General features: G+C 72.0%; 12 protein-coding genes and 2 pseudogenes. 11 read left to right on the top strand and 3 right to left on the bottom strand.

Annotation, left to right across the window (positions count from 1 at the left end; translation table 11 throughout):
* Positions 1–3 precede the first annotated feature (3 nt).
* The 4 genes and pseudogenes from R2B67_RS33270 (at position 4) to R2B67_RS33255 (ending at position 2488) form a co-directional block, all read left to right on the top strand.
* Positions 4–900 (top strand): annotated as a pseudogene (locus tag R2B67_RS33270) (hypothetical protein).
* A gap of 89 nt (positions 901–989) precedes the next feature.
* The gene (locus R2B67_RS33265; RefSeq protein ID WP_026242196.1) at positions 990–1208 is read left to right on the top strand and encodes a Trm112 family protein; all 219 of its coding nucleotides are present in this window, start codon (positions 990–992) and stop codon (positions 1206–1208) included.
* Complete coding sequence (locus R2B67_RS33260; RefSeq protein ID WP_317823540.1) at positions 1205–1984, top strand: FkbM family methyltransferase; 780 nt, start codon at positions 1205–1207, stop codon at positions 1982–1984. The genes R2B67_RS33265 and R2B67_RS33260 overlap by 4 nt, the downstream gene beginning before the upstream one ends.
* Positions 1985–2131: 147 nt before the next feature.
* Entirely contained in the window at positions 2132–2488 is a 357-nt protein-coding gene (locus tag R2B67_RS33255) for a PRC-barrel domain-containing protein (RefSeq protein ID WP_317823538.1), read from the top strand.
* Positions 2489–2528: 40 nt separating this feature from the next.
* Here the strand turns inward: R2B67_RS33255 and rph are convergent, their stop codons facing one another.
* The gene (gene rph / locus R2B67_RS33250; protein ID WP_317823537.1) at positions 2529–5150 is read right to left on the bottom strand and encodes a rifamycin-inactivating phosphotransferase; all 2622 of its coding nucleotides are present in this window, start codon (positions 5148–5150) and stop codon (positions 2529–2531) included.
* A gap of 347 nt (positions 5151–5497) precedes the next feature.
* Between rph and R2B67_RS33245 the strand changes: the two genes are divergently transcribed.
* The 4 genes from R2B67_RS33245 (at position 5498) to R2B67_RS33230 (ending at position 9517) form a co-directional block, all read left to right on the top strand.
* Entirely contained in the window at positions 5498–5644 is a 147-nt protein-coding gene (locus R2B67_RS33245) for a hypothetical protein (protein ID WP_317823535.1), read from the top strand.
* 49 nt (positions 5645–5693) lie between these two features.
* Positions 5694–6359, top strand: coding sequence for a winged helix-turn-helix domain-containing protein (locus R2B67_RS33240; protein WP_237329360.1), 666 nt, complete (start codon positions 5694–5696; stop codon positions 6357–6359).
* Positions 6356–7717 carry a sensor histidine kinase gene (locus R2B67_RS33235; RefSeq protein ID WP_317823533.1) on the top strand — a complete coding sequence of 454 codons (1362 nt, stop codon included), beginning with the start codon at positions 6356–6358 and terminating at the stop codon, positions 7715–7717. The genes R2B67_RS33240 and R2B67_RS33235 overlap by 4 nt, the downstream gene beginning before the upstream one ends.
* A gap of 84 nt (positions 7718–7801) precedes the next feature.
* The gene (locus R2B67_RS33230; RefSeq protein ID WP_317823531.1) at positions 7802–9517 is read left to right on the top strand and encodes an alpha/beta hydrolase; all 1716 of its coding nucleotides are present in this window, start codon (positions 7802–7804) and stop codon (positions 9515–9517) included.
* A gap of 42 nt (positions 9518–9559) precedes the next feature.
* On the opposite strand, the gene R2B67_RS33225 is transcribed toward R2B67_RS33230, so the two are convergent.
* On the bottom strand, positions 9560–10204 hold the full coding sequence (locus R2B67_RS33225) for a DUF1345 domain-containing protein (RefSeq protein WP_317823530.1): 645 nt from the start codon (positions 10202–10204) through the stop codon (positions 9560–9562).
* Between the two features lie 153 nt (positions 10205–10357).
* Here R2B67_RS33225 and R2B67_RS33220 point away from each other — a divergent pair.
* From R2B67_RS33220 to R2B67_RS33210, 3 genes and pseudogenes are all read left to right on the top strand, one after another.
* Positions 10358–12753: pseudogene (locus tag R2B67_RS33220) on the top strand (FdhF/YdeP family oxidoreductase).
* Between the two features lie 204 nt (positions 12754–12957).
* The gene (locus R2B67_RS33215; protein ID WP_317823528.1) at positions 12958–15021 is read left to right on the top strand and encodes a neutral/alkaline ceramidase; all 2064 of its coding nucleotides are present in this window, start codon (positions 12958–12960) and stop codon (positions 15019–15021) included.
* Positions 15022–15158: 137 nt separating this feature from the next.
* Positions 15159–15917 (top strand): IclR family transcriptional regulator, encoded by a 759-nt coding sequence (locus tag R2B67_RS33210; RefSeq protein ID WP_317823527.1) that lies wholly within the window; start codon positions 15159–15161, stop codon positions 15915–15917.
* A 13-nt stretch (positions 15918–15930) separates the two neighbouring features.
* On the opposite strand, the gene R2B67_RS33205 is transcribed toward R2B67_RS33210, so the two are convergent.
* Positions 15931–17655, bottom strand: a complete 1725-nt coding sequence (locus R2B67_RS33205) for an acyl-CoA dehydrogenase family protein (protein ID WP_317823526.1) — start codon at positions 17653–17655, stop codon at positions 15931–15933.
* Positions 17656–17669 lie beyond the last annotated feature (14 nt).

Genomic DNA, 17669 nt, shown 5'->3' with positions numbered 1-17669 from the left:
GCGATGTGGTGGGGTGTGGGGGCCGCGCTGGTGGCCAACCTGCTGTACAGCGTGGGGTTCGTGGTGGAGAAGCGGGCCCTGGGCAACCTGCCCGCGCTCTCCGCGGGCAAACCGCTGCGCCTGGTCCTCGTCCTGCTCACCAGCCCGCTGTGGATGCTGGGCGCGCTGTCGCTGGGGGCCGGTTTCGCGGCCCAGCTGATCGTCTACCGGGCGCTGCCGATCGCGGCGGCGCAGGGCATCTTCGTCTCCGGTCTGGTGCTGCTGCTCCTGCTCTCCTCGGCCGTCCTCGGCGAGGAGTCGACCGGGCGCGAACGGTACGCCCTCGGCGGTGTCCTGGTGGCGCTGCTGATGGTCGTCGCCTCGGTGCGCGAGGGCGAGGACGTGGTGAGTTCCGGTGCCCCGTAGATGCTGGTGCTGCTGGTCTGCGTCCCGGCGCTGGCGGCGGGCGTCTGGCTCTACGTACGGGTGGAGAGCCTGGCGACCAAGCGCCACCGGGTCCCGACCAGCGGCATCGGCTACGGGGTGGCGGTCGGGCTGCTGTACGGCGTCAGCTCCCTGGCCGTGAAGGGCACCTCCAGCCGGCTGACCACCACCGACATCGGGGAGGCCGCCCGTTCGCTGTTCGGCTCGCCCTACCCGTATCTGCTGCTCTTCACCGCCGTGGCCGGGCTCATCATGTCCCAGACGGCGCTCCAGCGCTGCCGGGCCTCCCTCATCGTGCCCGTGTGCACCACGGTGACCTGCGTGTTCACCGCGGTCCTCGGGAGCATCGCGTTCGGGGAGTCCCTCCCCGACGATCCGCTGCTGCTGACCCTGCGGCTGGCCGGCACCGCGCTGGCCCTCACCGTCCTGCTGGCCATGCCCCGCCATGACCCTCCTGCCGCGGCGGCCCCGTCCTGACCCCGACCACCACCGGCCCTGTGCCCTCCCGTCCCGTCCCCACCACCGAGGGAGTCCCCATGAACCTCCCCACCACCGAGGGAGTCTCCATGAACCCCGACGATCCGCTGCTCGCCATCCTGGTCTGCCCGCTCGACAAGGGCCGCCTGGCCCTGCTGACCGATGAGGAGGCGCTCTACAACCCCCGGCTGCGCCTGAGTTACCCCATCCTGGACGGCATCCCGCAACTGCTGCCCTCCTCGGGCCGCAAGGTCGACGCGGACGCCCATGAGAGATACCTGGCGCACCTGAAAGCCTCGGCCGCATGACCACGTTGGCGGCGGCGGTGGCGTCCCGGCTGCCCACCGGCCTGGTCGGCTCCGCCGCCGTCGCCCTCTACCCGCGCTTCGAACCGGAGCTGCGCCGGCTCGCCGACTTCTGCCCGCCAGGCTCCACCGCCGTGGACATCGGCGGCTGGTACGGGCCCTGGTCGCGGCGGCTCGCCCGGCGCTGCGACCAGGTCGTCACCATCGAGCCCGTACCGCATCTCGCCGCGCATCTGCGCCGTACGCTGCCGTCGAACGTCCGGGTGGTGCAGGGCGCGGCGACGGACCGCGACGGCTCCACGGTCCGGCTCTGGCTGCCGGAGGGCGACGACGGCGACCGCGGGGTCTCCTCGCTGGAGCGCCGTGACATCCACGCGCACTGCGTCGAGGTGGAGTCTCTCACCATCGACGGCCTGGGCCTGGAAGGCGTCGGCTTCGTCAAGATGGACGTCGACGGTGCGGAGGTGGCCGCCCTGCGGGGTGCGGCGGAGCTGCTGCGGCGGGACCGTCCGGCGCTCCTCGTCGAGCTGGAGAGCCGGCTCGGCCCGATCGCTCCGGCGGTCGACCTGCTCACCGGCCAGGGGTACGCGGGGTGGATCCTGACCGGACGGCGCTGGATGCCGCTGGCCGGCTTCGACCTGCCGGCCCACCAGGCGCGGACGGAACACCTCGTCCATCAGGGGCTGCTGCGCAGGGCGTTCGTGCCGCACCGCACCCGGTACATCAACTCGGTCCTGTTCCTTCCCGAGGGACGGGTGCCGGGCGCCTCGGCGGCCTGAGCCCGATCCACCGGGGCGGGCCGCGCTGACGGGGGCATTGCTGGGCAGGTGGAGGGGAGAACAGGTGGCCGTCCTCGCGGGGGCGGCCACCCGTCCGACCCGCCGAGACCGCCGCGTACGACCTGGCCGACCCCGAGGAGTTCCACCGTGATCGAGAGCGCAGACATCCGTGAGTGGCGTACGCGTGACGTCGTCGACCCCGACGGGCGCAGGATCGGGTCCCTGGAGTCCGTCTACGTCGACACGGCGACGGACCAGCCGGCGTTCGCCACCGTGACCGTGGGCCTGCCGACCCGTCACCGGCTGGTCTTCGTGCCGCTGGCGGGGACCGTCGTCGGCCCGGACTACGTGCGGGTCGCCCATGCCAAGGCGAAGGTGAAGGACGGCCCGTCGATCGGGACGGACGACGTGCTGCCGGCCGAGGACGAGCCGGCGCTCTTCGCGTACTTCGGTCTGGAGTACCTGCCGCCGGCCGACGGCGTACGGGTCCTGGCCCGCCGCTGACGACCTGACCGGCCGGTCGTGGGTGGGGTCAGGTGTGCGGTCAGGGCAGGAGCTCGACGTACCCGTCCGTCCCGTGCACGCGGATCCGCTGCCCGTCCCGGATCAGCCGGGTGGCCCCCTCCACGCCGACGACGGCGGGCAGTCCGTACTCCCGGGCGATCACCGCGCCATGGGTCATCAGGCCGCCCACCTCGGTGACCAGGCCCGCGACGCCGACGAACAGCGGCGACCAGCTGGGATCGGTGAACCGCGTGACCAGGATGTCGCCCGCTCCGAGGTCGGCGTCCGCCAGGTCCAGGACGACGCGGGCCCTTCCCTCGACGGTCCCGGTGGAGACGGCCAGCCCGGCCAGGGCCCCGGCCGGTACGTCCTCCCGCCGGTAGGCCCCGGTGAGGGCCTCGCCGTCCGATGTGAGCACCCGGGGCGGGGTGAGCGTCTCGTACGACCGGAACGCCTCCTTACGCTGCCGGATCAGCCGGTCGTCCGCCTGCTGCGAGCGCACGACGTCGTGGAGCTCGTCGAACGTGAGGTAGAAGATGTCCTCCTTCTCGGACAGCACATCGGCCTGGACGAGCCGCCCGGCCTCCGCCAGGAGGGCCCGCTTGTAGAGGGAGGAGCGGCTGACGATGCCGTACTTCGGGTACTCCCGGTATCCGGCGAAGGCCCTGACCTGGTCGATCATCCGCTTGGTCTGCTCGGCCCTGCGGTCCCCGTCCGGCAGGGCGCGCAGGCGCGACAGTACGTCCTGCTCCTTCTGCCGTGCCTTCGCCCGGCCCTGCGCGAAGCGGTGCGCGGCGGCGCCCGGCCCGAAGTTCCTGACGTTGTCGAGGATCAGGGGGACGAGCGTGGTGGGGCGTTCGCGCCAGCGCGGCCTGGTGATGTCGATCTCGCCCACACAGCGCATGCCGTACCGGTCGAGGTAGGCGTCGATCGCCTCGCGCGCCTCGGCGCCGCCGGGCAGCTTCGTCAGTTCGTCCAGGAAGCCCTCGTCCTCCGCGCCCATCTCGACGCCCTTGAGGAACGCCACCACCTCGGGGTGCGGGCGGATCACGTCCGCCACGTCGAGCAGGTCCAGTCCCATCTCCGACGTGATGTTGCCGGGGGCGGAGAGCGTGAGCGTGTCGGCCGCGTTCTTCTCGCCCAGCCACTCCCCCAGCTGGTCGTTGAGCCACCAGGTGGCCTCCATGCCCGCCGTGATCGCCCGCATGCTCAGCGGATCGCCGAGGACCCGCTTGTGCTCCTCGAAGGCTTCGAGGAGGAAGTCGAACAGCGCCGGTCCGCGCTTCGCCCGGAGGTCGCGCTCCAAGGCGGCGACGGACGCACGGCTGCGCTCGACCAGCTCCGGGACGATCGCCGGATCGGCCTCGGCCGGCGGCGCGGACGCACCCCCGGCCGGGGGCCCACCGGGGCCGCCCGTGTCCGGGAGCGGGAGGACGGGATCGTCCCGGTCGAGGACGGTCTCCAGAGCGTCCCTGACCAGCGGATCGCCTCTTCCCACCAGGTCCAGAAGTGCGGCCCGGGAGGCGGGCGATGCCAGTCGGAGCGTGACGTCGACGAACAGCCGTCCGCCGGCCTCGTGCATCGGCACCATGGCCGTCCGCTGCCACAGGGAGAGACCCAGTGGCTTCATGGCGTCGGTCATCATCTGCTGATGGCCGACGGACACATAGATGTGACGCTCCTGGTCATCGGCGTCGGGGATGGGATAGACGGTCGTGATCGGGCGGCTCTGGACGATCCGGAAGCCGTCGTCGGCCAGGCACCATTCGATGTCCTGCGGACGGCCGAAGTGCGCCTCGATCCGCCGCCCGAGCTCCACGAGCCGGAGCACCTGCGCCTCCGTCAGCGCCGGGCGCCCCTGCCGCTGCGGGTCGACCTCCACCTCCCGCGTACCGCCGCCCGGCAGGGCGTGCACGGCGCGCTGTTTGGCGGCGATCGCCCGGGCGACGACCGCGCCGTCCCGCACGGTGTACACGTCCGGGTTCACCAGCCCGGAGACCAGGGCCTCACCGAGGCCGAAGCCGGCGTCCACGGTGGCGGTCCGCCGGTTGCCCGTGAGGGGGTCGGCCGTGAACAGGACGCCGGCCGCTTCGGGGAAGACCATCCGCTGGACGACCACGGACATCTGGACCGTGCGGTGGTCGATGCCGTTCCGCCGACGGTAGGCGACGGCCCGCTCGGTGAACAGCGAGGCCCAGCACCGGCTGACGTGCCGGAGGACCTCGGCCGGCCCGACGACGTTCAGATAGGTGTCCTGCTGGCCGGCGAAGGAGGCCGTCGGCAGGTCCTCCGCCGTCGCGCTGGACCGGACGGCAACGGCGGTCCCCGCACCGAGCCGGGCGAGCGCGCCGGTGATCTCCGCCGCGAGGTCGCCGGGGATCGCGGTCTCCTCAATGGTCCGGCGGATGTCCGCGCTGAGCGTGCGGAGCGCCTCCCGGTCGTCGGGGTGCGAGCGCGACAGCCTCTCGAGCCGGTCGTCGAAGGACGGTACCCGCGCCACCACCCGCCGGAAGGCGTCCGTCGTCACGCAGAAGCCGTCCGGCACACGGATGCCGTCGATCCGGGACAGCGCGCCCAGCTGGGCTCCCTTGCCGCCGACGAGGGCGAGCTGCGTCGCGTCGGCCTCATGGAGGTCCAGTAGGTCGGTCCTGCGCATCGTCATTCCTGTTTCCTTCGTGGTTCGGGGCACGGCGGACGATTCTGCGCGCTGACCCGGGCCTTGTGGCAAGCCCCCCGGTGCGCTATATGTTGAACACGGCAAGGAGAGGGCTCTCCTTGCCTTTCCTTTTGTGCCACGCCCTTTTCCGCCACGCCCTTTGTTGCCACGTTGTACGCCCCCCCCGACTCCGTACGGCGGGCTGTCGGACGGCGCGTTCGGGTCGTGTGCGGGCGAGCAGCGTGTTGCGGCGTGCGGATGATACGACCAGGTGGTGTTCTGCACGCCCTGGCAATTCCCGGCCGATGGCGCGATGGCGAATCCTTGGCCGCGCTGCTCCGAAGGTGCGCTCCATGGAATTCAGCACGGCATTCGTGCTCGGCGGACTGGCGATGCTGCTGATGCTGATCGGCGGCACGATCTGTACGGTCCATGCCGACAACGCTGTGAAGGCCGACGCGGACGACGACGCCGGCCCGGGCGAGGAGTTCTCCGTGTGAGGCCCCCGGCGCGACGTCGGTGTGCAGGTCCTAGGGTGTCGACGTGAGAGTGCTGCTGGTCGAGGACGACGCCAACCTCCGGTTCGGGGTGGCCGCCGCGCTACGGGCCGCCGGTCTCGCCGTCGACGAGGCGGTCGATCTGCCGCAGGCGGACGAGGCCCTGTTCGTCACCGCGTACGACTGCGCGGTCTTCGACCGGATGCTGCCCTCGGGGGACGCCGCCGACTATGTGGAGGAGCTCCGGCGGGGCGGACGGGCCGTTCCGGTGCTGTTCCTCACCGCACGGGACACCGTCGCCGACCGGGTGGAGGGGTTCGCCCGGGGCGGTGACGACTATCTGGTCAAGCCGTTCGCCGTGCCGGAGCTGGTCGCCCGGGTGCGCAGCCTGTGCCGCCGCGCTCCGGCGGTGAGCCCGCCGGTGCTGCGGGTCGGGGACGTGGAGATCGACACCGCGCGACGCCAGGTGCGCCGGGCGGGCGTCCTGCTGACCTTCACCCGCCGGGAGTTCGCGGTCCTGGAGGTGCTGGCCACACGCGCCGACCAGGCCGTGGGACGGGCGGAGCTGATCGAGAGCTGCTGGGACGAGATGGCGGAGCCGCAGTCCAACGTGCTTGAGGTGCTGATCTCGCAGCTGCGGCGGAAGCTCGGCGGCCCCCCGCTCGTCCACACCGTGCGCGGCGTCGGCTACCGCCTGGCCGACGAGTCCACCCGGTGAGGCCCGTACGCCGTCCGTTCCGCTCCGCCCGCGCGCTGACGCCGACGGCGCGCGTACGGAGACTGCGCCGGCGCATCACCGTGCTGTTCGCGCTGACCAGTGCGGCGGGACTGGTCGCGATGGCCGTCCTGGCGGTGCGCGGCGACGGCGTGCGCTGGCGCGAACAGCTGGACCAGGGCATGAGCGCCGACACCAACTGGGCGCTGGGGCTGCTGGAGACCGACGAGGACGGCCGGCTGGACACCGAGGTGCTGCTCGACAACGCGGGGACCGCGTGCCCGCCGCTCTTCCTGCTCTCGGTACCGGCGGCGTCCGGGGAGCCGTCCGCCACGCCTGCTCCCGAGGAGCTGGTCCTCGAGCACGCCCCTCGCCGCCCCTGTCTCACCCTGCCCGCCGGAGCTGTACGGCAGGCCGCCGCCACCGCCGTACGGGCCGACGAGCCCCGGTCCCGGGACGCGCGGACGGCGGACGGCGAGCCGGTGCGGATGTTCGCCCTGCCCTTCTATCCGCCGGACGCGGAGGAGGACGCGGCGCCTCAGGGGGCTCTGGTCACCGTGGCGGACGCGTCGGCCCAGCGGGCCGACCACCGGCGGCTGACCTGGGTGGTGAGCGGCGGGTGCGCCCTGCTGGTCCTCCTGTCGGCCGGGGTCGGGCACCTGCTCTCGGGGCGGGCGGTCCGGCCGGCGCTGGAGGCGCTGGACCGGCAGGAGTCGTTCCTGGCGGACGCCGCGCACGACCTGCGTACGCCGGCGGCCTCGCTGCGGACGCTCGCCGAGACCGCGCTGCGCGGTGAGACGGACAGCACCGATGTGCACCGGCGCACGCTGCGGCTCGCGGAGGGCATGGGCACGCTGGTCGACGGGCTGCTCACCCGGGCCCGGCTGATGGCGGGGACGGCCGTGCTCGCGGTGGAGCCGTTGCGGCTGGACCAGTTGGTGGAGGCCGTCGTGGAAGACGCGGCGGGCGAGGGGCAGCGGGTGGCGGTGCGGGCGGAGCAGGCCGTGGTGGTGGTCGCCGACCCCGATCTCGTACGCCGTGCGGTGGTCAATCTGGTCGGCAACGCGCTCGTCCACGGCCACCTGCCGGGTGAGCCGGCCGAGGTGGAGGTGACCGTCGACGGCGAGGGGGCCACCACGGCCGTCACGGTGGAGGACGCGGGGCCGGGGCTGCCGCCCGAGGTCGCGGGCGCGCTCTTCGACCGGTTCCGCAGCGGTTCGGGGTCGACCGGGCTGGGCCTGTCGATCGCCTCCTGGGTCGCCCACGCCCACGGCGGCAGCCTCAGGGCGGAGGCCGGGCGGCGCGGCGGGGCCCGGTTCGTGCTGCGCCTGCCCGCCGGGGGCCCGGCCACCGAGGGCTGACCGTACGGCGCCTCATCAAAACCTCAGCATCGCCCAGGAATGCTTCGGGTCGGAACCCCACCACCCCCTCCAGGGAGCACTCCGTTGAACCGCGCCGTCCGTCGCCGCCCCGCCCTCGCCACCACCGCCCTGGCCCTCCTCTGCGCCCTCTCCCTCACCGCCTGCACGGGCGGCCCGGTCCCCGCCACGGGCAAGGCGCGGGCCGCCGACCCGGCCTCCCGCCCCGACCTGAAACCGTTCTACGGCCAGCGGCTCCAGTGGACGGACTGCGTGACGGACGGGTACGAGTGCGCGCGGCTGACGGTCCCCCGGGACTACGCCCGCCCCGGGAACGGCAGGACGTTCGTGCTCCCGGTGGCGCGCGCGGCCACGACGGGCCCGGCGCGGCGCATCGGCTCGCTCGTCTACAACCCGGGCGGGCCCGGCGCGGGCGGGGCCAGCTCGCTGGAGGAGGGGATGGACGAGTCGTTCGGCGCGGCGGTGCGGGCCCGCTTCGACATCGTCAGCTTCGACCCGCGCGGGGTCGGGGGCAGCGTCCCGGCCCTCACCTGCGAACCGGCTGAAGCGGAGGCGGAGGAGGCCGAGGCGGAGGAGGCCGAGGCGGAGGAGGCCGAGGCGGAGGCGGAGGAGATCTCGGAAGAAGCCTCCGACGCCGTCGCGCCCCTGTACCCCCGCACGGAGGCCGACCGCTCGGCCGCCGCCTCGGGCGCCCGCACCGCCGCCGAGGACTGCGAGGAGCACAGCGGCCCGATCCTCCGGCACGTCGGCACCGAGGACGCGGCCCGCGACCTGGACGTCCTGCGCGCGGCCCTCGGCGAACGTGAACTCACCTACCTCGGCTGGTCGTACGGGACGAGCCTGGGCACCTCGTACGCCGAGCAGTTCCCGCGCCGGGTCCGCGCCATGGTTCTGGACGGTGCGATCGATCCGTCGCTGGACTGGCGGCAGCGGGTGATCAGCCAGTCGGCCGGCTTCCGCCGGAGTGTGGACGACTACGCCGAGCAGTGCGCGGAGATCGCCGGGGACAGCTGCCCCGGCGCGAGCCCGCAGGAGATACGGGCGCTGATCGAGCGCCTCTTCCAGCGGGCGGAGCGTGAGCCGCTGCCGGTCGCGGAGGACAGTACGTACGCGGAGTACGGCGGCATGGACGCGACCGCCGTCCTCGACGCGGTCTCCATGGCGATGTACACGCCGGAGGACCAGTGGGAGCCGCTGTCGGAGGCGCTGCGGGAGGCGGACCAGGGGGACGCGACGAAGCTGGGCGCGCTGGACGACGAAGAGGAGACCGAAGAGGAGACCGAGGAGGGAACCGAGGACCCCGGCACCGCTGAGGAGGAGCAGGAGGAGCAGAAGGAGCAGGAGGAGGACGAAGCCCCCGAGCCCCCCGCCGACAACAGCGGCGCCGCGCTCACCGCCGTCAACTGCCTCGACGTCCCCCACCCCCGCTCCCTGCGCCCCTACTGGGACGCCCTGGCCCCCGCCGACCAGGCCGCCGGGGTCTACGGCACCGCCGGGGTGACCGCCGAACTCACCTGCCGCGACTGGCCGTCCGGCGGCCGGAGCCCGCACCGGGTGGACGCGGAGGGCGTACCGCCGGTCCTGGTCGTGGGCACGACGGGCGACCCGTCCACGCCGTACGCGGAGGCGGTGAGCCTCGCGGAGCAGTTCCCGCAAGGGATGCTGCTGACGTACGAGGGGCTCGGCCACACCGCGTACGGGCGGGGCGGCACCTGCGTCACCGCGAAGGTCGACGCCTATCTGGTGAAGCGGGAACGGGTCCGCCCCGGGGCCACCTGCTGACCCGGTCCTGACCCGGTCCTGGTCCTGGCGGCGGGGCGCCGGTCAGCCCGTGACGATCCCGGTGACGAGGTTGATGGTGGTGGCGAGGATGCTGGCGCCGAACACGTACGACAGCAGGCAGTGCCGGAGGGTGACCGCGCGGATCTCGGTGGTGGAGACGTTGGTGTCGGAGACCTGGTAGGTCATGCCGAGGTTGTAGCTGAAGTAGAGGAAGTCGACGTACTTCGGGCTGTCCTGGGAGTTGAAGTCGATGCCGCCCTCGGTGGGCAGGTAGTAGAGGTACGCGTACCGGGTGGCGTACATCAGGTGGAGCGAGGCCCAGGCGGTGAAGACGCCGCCCAGCGCGATGGCCGCGGCGGCGTGGCTGAGGTCGGAGTCGCTGGTCAGGAGCAGGACGACAATGCCGACGAGCCCGCAGACGGCGGCCGAGACGACGACCAGCTCTTCAAGGACGGGCCGGAACTCCTCGCGGCGGACGTTGTGGTGGGTGGTGGCCGCGTCCATGGGCCAGAGAGCGATCCACCCGGCCACGACGAAGATCGTCTCGGCGGCGGCGATCCCGGCGAGCACTCCGAGCGGCGCGTGGGTCAGCAGACCGGTGATCACGCCGGCGACGACCCCGAGGACCGCCGCGACGACGAGCCGGGGGACGGCGGAGAGCGCGGGGCGGTGGGGCAGGGGGCTCAAGCGGGATCACCTCGGCGGATCGGTGGTTCGACTCCCGTACGAGCGTCATCCCACGCCGCCGGGCCGCTGGCCGCACCCGCCACGGTCCGAGTGGCGTACGGAGGCACCTCTGCATAGCCTGCCGGGAGTCCGTTTTGTCACCCTGTGCACCGCATGGTCGAAGGGCCGAGAACCGTGAGCACCCACCACCACGAGCAGGACCGCCCGAACCCCCGCGACGAGCAGGAAGACGCCCTGGGGCACAGTGTCGGCCCCGTCCCCGAGGGCGATCCGCGGTTCCGCCCCTATCACCACCCGGCCGCCGGCTGGGGCGCGGCGGAGAGTGTGACCCGGTTCCTGGCGCGCGAGCGCTCCCCGGTGGACGGTCCGCGGGCCATCCTGAAGATGAACCACGAGGACGGCGGCTTCGACTGCCCCGGGTGCGCCTGGCCGGACGACCTCAAGGGCCTGCACCTGGACATCTGTGAGAACGGGATCAAGCACGTCACCTGGGAGATGACCCGCAAGCGGGTCGGGCGGGAGTTCTTCGCCGCGCACTCGGTGACCGAGCTGTCCGGGTGGAGCGACTACGACCTGGAGAACCAGGGCCGCCTCACCGAGCCGATGGTCTACGATCCCGCGTCCGACCACTACGTACCGATCAGCTGGAAGGACGCGTTCGAGGTCGTCGGCTCCGCCCTGCGCGGCTTGGACGACCCGAACCAGGCGGCGTTCTACACCTCCGGCCGGCTCGGCAACGAGGCCACGTTCCTCTACCAGCTGATGGCCCGCGAACTGGGCACAAACAACCTGCCGGACTGCTCCAACATGTGCCACGAGGCCAGCGGCCGGGCACTCACCGCCTCCCTCGGTACGGGAAAGGGGACGGTCGACCTCAAGGACTGGGAGAGCGCCGACGCGCTGTTCATCCTCGGGGTCAACGCGGCCTCCAACGCGCCTCGGATGCTCACCGCCCTCTCGGAGGCCCACCGGCGGGGCGCGCAGATCGTGCACATCAACCCGCTCGTGGAGGCGGCCGCCACCCGCACCATCGTCCCGCACGACTTCACGGACATGGCGCTCTTCAAGTCGACGCCGACCAGCACGCTCAATCTCCAGCCGCGCATCGGCGGGGACATGGCGCTGCTGCGGGGCATGGCGAAGGCGGTCCTGGAGCAGTCGGCGTCCGATCCCAGGGCCCTGGACCAGGAGTTCATCGACCGGTACACCACGGGCTTCGCGGAGTACCGGGCGCTGTGCGAGGCGACGCCGTGGGAGGAGATCGAGACCCAGTCGGGGCTGAGCCGCGCCGACGTCCTCAAGGCGGCACGGGTGTACGGCGAGGCGGACCGCTCCATCGTGAGCTGGTGCCTGGGCCTCACCCAGCACGAGCACGGCGTCGACACCGTACGGGAGATCGTCAATCTGCTGCTGCTCCGCGGCAACCTCGGCCGCGAGGGCGCCGGCCCCTCCCCCGTACGCGGACACAGCAACGTCCAGGGGAACCGGACCTGCGGCATCGACCACCGCCCCACCGACGCGTTCCTGGACCGGCTCGCCGAGGCCTGCGGAATCGACCCGCCCCGCGCGCACGGGCTGGACACCGTCGGCACGATCAAGGCGATGCAACGCGGCGAGATCAAGGTGTTCGTGGCGATGGGCGGCAACTTCGCCATGGCGGCGCCCGACACCCCGGCCACCTTCGCGGCGCTGCGCTCCTGCGACCTCACCGTCCAGGTGAGCACGAAACTGAACCGGAGCCACCTCGTCCACGGCGGCCGGGCCCTGATCCTGCCGTGTCTCGGCCGGACCGAGAAGGACCATCAGCGCAAGGGCGTGCAGTCCACCTCCGTCGAGGACTCGATGAGCATGGTCCACCTGTCGATCGGCATGAAGCGCCCGGCGTCGCCGCGCCTGCTCTCGGAGCCGGCCATCGTCGCCGGGATGGCCCGTGCCGCCCTGCCGGACAGCGCGACGCCCTGGCACTGGTACATCGAGGACTACGACCGCATCCGCGACACCATGGCCAAGGCCCTGGACGGCTTCGAGGACTTCAACCGCCGGGTGCGCCTGCCGCTCGGCTTCCGCATCCGCCAGCCCGCCCGTGAGCTGGTGTTCCTCACCCCGTCCGGGCGCGCCGAGTTCTCCACCGCCGCCCTGCCGGACGTGGTGCCCGCCGCCGGCACGCTGGCGCTGGGCACGATGCGCTCGCACGACCAGTGGAACACCACCATCTACTCGGACAACGACCGCTACCGGGGCATCAAGAACCTGCGCACGCTCGTCTTCATGAACCGGGCCGACATGCGCGACCGCGGGATCGCCGACCTCGGCCCGGTCGACATCACGAGCACGGCGAAGGACGGCAGCCGACGCCACCTGAACGGCTATCTGGCCATCCCGTACGACATTCCGCGCGGCTGCGCGGCCGGGTACATGCCCGAGCGCGCGGCTGCGCGGCCGGGTACATGCCCGAGATGAACGTGCTGTGCGCGCTCGGCGACTACAGCACGCAGAGCGACCAGCCGATCATGAAGCACGTCAAGGTGACGATCGCGCCTGCGGCCTGAGCGACGCGCATTCCCGGCCTTCAGGGGCACAACACACCAGTCCGGGCACGGTTTCTGAGGAATCCTCATTTACCGGTGGGTAGAGATCTAGGCGACGCAGGTCGCCCGCCTCTACCGTCGGGGCAGCGCTCCGGGTCCCGCCGATGTCGGTGAGCTGCCGACCGGGCCCCGGGGTCCCGCACGTCTCCCGCCCCAGGAGGTCCGATGCACCTACCCCCCAGCCTCTCCCCCCGCAAGCTCTCCGCCCTCGCCCTCGCCGCCGCCCTGGGAGCCGTGGCTCTCGGCGCCCCCTCCCCCGCATCGGCCGCGCCGGCCGCCGCAGCCGAACCGGACTACCTGATCGGGCGCGGCATCGCCGACGTCACCGGGGAGGCCGCCGAGACCGGGATGATGGGCTACTCCAGCTTCGACCAGAAGACCTCCGGCATCCACCAGCGGCAGCGGTCACGCGCGTACGTCGTGGCCGACCGGGCGACCGGCAAGCGCGTGGTCTACGTCAACGCGGACCTCGCGATGATCTTCCAGTCCGTACGGCAGGGCGTCCTCGCCCGCCTCCAGGAGAAGTACGGCAGCCTGTACGGCGAGGAGAACGTCCTCCTCTCCGCCACCCACACCCACTCGGGCCCCGGCGGCTACTCGCACCACGTGGCGTACAACCTCTCCGTGCTCGGCTTCCAGAACGGCACCTACCGGGCGATCGTCGACGGCATCGCCGAGTCCGTCGCCAAGGCCCACGACGACCTGAAGCCCGGCACGATCAGCCTGGGCACCGGCACCCTCACCAACGCCAGCGTCAACCGCTCCCGCGCGGCCTTCGACCGCAATCCGGCGGCCGACAAGGCGGCCTTCCCCGACGGGATCGACCCGGCGATGACCGTGCTGCGGTTCTGGCAGGGCGACAGGGACGCGGGCGCGATCAGCTGGTTCGCCACCCACAACACCTCGATCACCAACAAGAACACCCTCATCAGCCCCGACAACAAGGGCTATGCCGCCTACGCCTGGGAGCACGACCACGAGGGTGTGCGCTATCTCGACAACACCCCGGGATTCGTCGCCGCGTTCCCGAACACCAACGCGGGCGACATGTCCCCGAACCTCAACCTGAAGCCCGGATCGGGGCCCACGGAGGACGAGTTCGAGAACACCCGCATCATCGGTGAGCGCCAGCTCGACAAGGCCCGCGAGGTCTACGCCGGTGCGCGGCCGGTGACGGGCGGGGTGGACGCCCGCCTCACCTACGTGGACATGGAGAACGTCACCGTACGCGGGGAGTACACGACGGACGGGAAGGAGCAGCGGACCTGTCCCGCCGTCGTGGGCGCCTCCACCCTGGCGGGCAGTGTGGAGGACGGCCCGGCGATCCCCGGCTTCGAGGAGGGCATGCGCACCCCGGTCGCCTCCATCATCGACGCGCTGCGGATCGACACCCCGTCCTGGCTCGCGACCTGCCAGTACCCGAAGGCGAGCCTGGTCCCCACGGGCCTGCTGAGCAACGTCCACCCGGTGACCCCGAAGATCCTCCCGCTCCAGATCATGCGGATCGGGGAGCTGTACCTGGTGGCGGGCCCGGGCGAGTTCACGATCACGGCCGGGCTCCGGGTCCGCCGGACCGTGGCCCAGGAGCTCGGGGTCCCGCTGGAGCGGGTGCTGCTCCAGGGGTACGCCAACGCGTACAGCCAGTACGTGACGACACCGGAGGAGTACGACACGCAGAACTACGAGGGCGGCTCCACGCTCTACGGCCGCAACACGCTCCCCGCCTACCAGCAGGAGTACGCCAAGGTCGCGGCCTCCCTGCGCCAGGGCACCCCGATCGGCCGGGGCACGGCACCGCCGGACGAGTCGGCCCGGCAGTTCACCTTCCAGACGGGCGTGGTGTACGACAACCCGCCGCTCGGCAGGTCTTTCGGCTCGGTCCTGACCGCACCGGCCTCCTCGTACGGACGCGGCTCCACGGCGACCGTCGAGTTCGCCACCGGACACCCGAAGAACAATGTGCGCCGGGGCGGAACCTTCCTGGAGGTCCAGCGGCTGGAGGCCGGGAAGTGGGTGCGGGTGCTGGACGACGGTGACTGGGAGACCACGTACCGCTGGACCCGGATCAACGGTCTGACCGGTACGTCGAAGGCCACGGTCACCTGGGACATCGGGCCGGACACCGCCCCCGGCACGTACCGGATCGTGCACCACGGGGACGCGAAGAACCTGCTGGGGAAGATCACCCCGTTCACGGGCACGTCCCCGACGTTCACCGTAAACGGCTGACCGGCTGACCGGCTGACCAGCCGACCGACGGGTGGGAGGGGCCCTGGGCCCGGCCACAAGGGGGCCTCTGGGCCCCTCCCACCACGGGTTTCCGTACACGAGATGCCGGGCCCCCGCCCCAGGTCCATGCTGGTGGCATGGGTGACCAGGCCGGCCCCGAGCCCACCGAGTCCGTCCAGCGGGACCTCCGGTTGCTGGAGGCCGCCGGGGCGCATCCGACGGGCGCCCCCGCCGAGCAGCTGGCCCGGGAGGCCGAGCTGCCCGAAGCCGTGGCCGAGGACCATCTGCACGCCCTGGCCGAGGACGGCTACCTCGACGAGCTGGACGACGGCGCCTTCACCCTCGCCGACCGGGGCCCGTCGCCGGGCGCCGGATTCGGTGACGGGACGTGGACCCAGAGCATCCGCCCGCTCCTGACCTCCCTGCGCGACGGCCTCTCCGCCGCCGCCTACCTGACGCTGTACGACGAGGGGGAGATCCGGGTCCTCCAGATCGTCGACAGCCCCCGGGCCCCCCGCGTCGACCTCTGGGTGGGCTTCGAGGACGCCGGGCACGCCACCGCGCTGGGCAAGAGCGTGCTGGGCGGGCTCGACGAGGAGGCCCGCGCCAACTACCTCTCCCGCCACCCCCTGGCCGACCTGACGTCCCACACCATCACGCGCCGCGAGGAGCTGTTCCGGGAGCTCGACGCGTCGCCGATGGCACCGCTCTCCCTGGACCGGGAGGAGTACCGGCGCGGCACGACGTGCGTCGCCGTACGGGTGTACAGCGGCAACCAGGTCGGCTCGCTCGGCATCTCCTTCCGCTCGGACCGGATGTACCGGACCAGCGAGGTCAAGGCCCAGCTGCTCTCCTCGGCGCTGCGCGTCACCCGCAGACTGACGCTCCCGGAGTGACCCGGGCCGGCTCCTACTCGGCCATCTCGTACGCCCCCGACAGCTCTGCCACGCGCTCCCAGATCCGCGCCGAGCGCTCGGCGTCCACGACCGGACGCCGTACGGCCCCGAGCGCCCACTCCTGCTGCGCCTCGGTGGCGGAGTCCTTGCCGTGGAGTTCGACGGCGTGCGCGGAGAAGTCGCGGACGAGGACGGCGAACAGCTCGTCCAGCAGGTCCTCGTCCAGGCCGGTCAGCCGGGCCTGCTCCAGGATCAGCTGGCCGTGGACGACGAGGGCGAAGAGCTGGCCGACGGCGAGGAGGAGGTCGAGGTCGCGGCTCTGCTCCTCGTCGGGGGCGGCGGTCTCGACGAACGTGCACAGCGCGTCGGCCTGCTCGCGGAAGCGGGCGACGTTCGCCACCTCGGCGTACGCGTCGAAGGCCGGGCGCCAGTCGTGGAACCGTACGGCGCCGAGACCGCGCGCCGGTCCCTGCCGGAAGAGGAAGTCGTCGTCGGCCGCGTCGAGGCGGGACGGAACGGCCGGGTACTCCGCCGGGTTCAGCAGGTGGTTCCGCATGAACTTCAGGATCAGGGCGAGGTTGACGTGGACCGTGCCCTCCAGCTTCGGCAGGCCCCGGATCTCGATGGCGGCCTGGGCGAAGTAGTTGTCCTTCTCGAAGCCCTTGGCGGCGATGACGTCCCACATCAGGTCGATGACCTTCTCGCCCTCCGTGGTGACCTTCATCTTCGTCATCGGGTTGAAGAGGAGGTAGCGGCGGTCGTCGGGTCCGGCCGAGCGGAAGTAGTCGACGGCGCGGTCGCTGAACAGCTTCATCCCGACGAGCCGGACGTACGCGTCGGTCAGCTCGCGGCGCACGTGCGGGAAGGCGGTGACGGGGCGGCCGTAGAGGATGCGGTTGCTGGCGTGGGTGACGGCCTCGTACATCGCGTGCTCGCAGATGCCGATCGAGGCGGTGCAGAGGTTGAACTTGCCGACGTTGACGGTGTTGAGCGCGGCGTCGAAGGCGGCGCGGCCGGTGTGCAGGATGTCGGCGGCCGCCACCGGGTAGTCCTCCAGGCGGAATTCGCTGACGAACTTGGAGGAGTCGACGACGTTCTTGACGAGCTGATACGCCTCGTGGCGGCTGTCGGCGGCGAAGAAGACATAGCCGTCGGGGCCCTCGACATCGGTGCGGCGGCCGAAGACGGAGACGAGACCGGCGGCGTTGCCGTTGCCGATGTAGTACTTGGAGCCGGAGGCCAGGAAGCCGCCGTCGCCGGAGGGCTCCAGCAGCATGTCGGTGGAGTAGATGTCGGCGCCGTGCGTCTTCTCGGAGAGTCCGAACGCGAACACCTCACCCTGGGAGAGGAGTTCGGCGGCCCGCGCGCGGGCGTCGGCGTTCTCGCTCTGCCAGACCGGGCCGAGGCCGAGGATGGTCACCTGCCAGGCGTACCAGTAGTCGAGCCCGTAGAACCCGAAGATCTCGTTGAGCGCGGCGATCCGGGCGGTGTCCCAGCGCTGGTCCTCGTTCCCGGCGGCGGAGGCCGGGGTGAGGAACGTGGCGAAGAGCCCCTCCTTCGCCGAGAAGGCGAGGAAGTCGCCCAGCCAGGCGCGCGAGCGGTAGTCCTCGATCAGCCGGCGCTTGCCGCGCTCCTCGAACCAGTCGACGGTGGCGCGCAGCAGCCTGCGGGTCTCCGGGTCGAAGTGCTGGGGGTCGTAGGTGCGCGGGTTGAAGAGCAGGGACGCGGACTCAGCCATGGAGGTTGCCTTCC

It is taken from the genome of Streptomyces cyaneofuscatus (assembly GCF_033109485.1).
GTDB lineage: Bacteria > Actinomycetota > Actinomycetes > Streptomycetales > Streptomycetaceae > Streptomyces > Streptomyces cyaneofuscatus.
The sequence above is the reverse complement of the archived record's forward strand: the minus strand, read 5'-3'. Positions and strand labels throughout refer to the sequence as shown.